Here is a 1,030-nt window from a genome sequence, read left to right as displayed (position 1 = left end):
GCGGCGTCGGCCCCGTGGCGGGCCGGGGCCGGCGCGGCGGGCCGCTCAGTCGGTCGACTCCTCAAGCCGGAAGCCGACCCTGAGCCCCACCTGGTAGTGCTTCACCGCGCCGTCCTCGATCTGGCCGCGCACCTCCCGGACCTCGAACCAGTCCAGGTGGCGAATGGTCTGCGCGGCGCGGCTGATGCCGTTGCGGATCGCGGCGTCCACCCCCTCGTGCGACGTGCCGACGATTTCGGTCACCCGGTACGTGTGGTTGGACATGTCGGAAACTCCCCGGTCACTGGGGTGCTGCTCGGTCCACACCACCGTGCCCCACCCGGCCGCCCGGCGCGAGCCGAGCACCCACCACGGCGGCCGGGGCGCCGGCGCGCGGGGCCGGGTGCGCGCGGCCCGGCGGTCAGGGGCCCACGGTGACCGGCCAGCGCCCCGCCTTGACCAGGCGGATCGCCACCGACCCGACGATCCGGTGGCCGGCCTGCTCGGAGACGCCCACCACCACCGCGTCGGCCTTGAGCCGGTCGGCCACCGCGACCAACCCGCTGTACGGGTCGCCGACGTGGGTGTGGAACTCCCAACGCACCTCGAAGACGCCGCGCAGCCGCTCGGGGGCCTCCCGCATCTGCCCGAGGAGCTCCTCGGCGACCTCGCCGGTGGTGGCGGCCACCGGCGCGCCGAAGGCCGCACTCGCCGGCAGCACCGGCTGCACATACACCACGGCCAGCAGCGCGTTCTGCCGCCTGGCGAGCCCGGCCGCGTAGGCCACCGCCCGCCACGAGGACTGGGAACCGTCCAGACCGGCGACGATGACCTTGGGGCCGTCCGTTCCGCGTTCGAATTGCTGGGGTGTCTTGTCAGGAGTCGTGTCCGCCACGGAGCCGAGGTTAACGGCCAGTAGGTCGGGTCCGGTGACCGGGCGGCCCGCGGCCCGCCCGCAGCGCCCCGCCTCCCCCGCGCCCCGCCTCCCACGCGCCGGGCCGCCCCCATGCGCCGGGCCGGCGCTGCCACCCGGTCCGATCGGGGCACCGGC

Annotated in this window: 2 protein-coding genes; both read right to left on the bottom strand. The window is 76.0% G+C overall.

All coding sequences use genetic code 11. The features are described from left to right. Positions 1-45: 45 nt before the first annotated feature. A complete protein-coding gene (locus AAHZ94_RS34505) occupies positions 46-264 on the bottom strand; it encodes a dodecin (protein WP_349997620.1) in 219 nt (72 codons plus the stop codon). Between the two features lie 136 nt (positions 265-400). Then, complete coding sequence (locus tag AAHZ94_RS34500; RefSeq protein ID WP_349997619.1) at positions 401-874, bottom strand: universal stress protein; 474 nt, start codon at positions 872-874, stop codon at positions 401-403. Between the last annotated feature and the right edge of the window lie 156 nt (positions 875-1,030).

It is taken from the genome of Streptomyces sp. HSW2009, from assembly GCF_040240285.1.
Taxonomy (GTDB): Bacteria; Actinomycetota; Actinomycetes; order Streptomycetales; family Streptomycetaceae; genus Streptomyces.
Note: the sequence above shows the minus strand (reverse complement) of the source record. Positions and strands in the feature narration are given on the sequence as shown.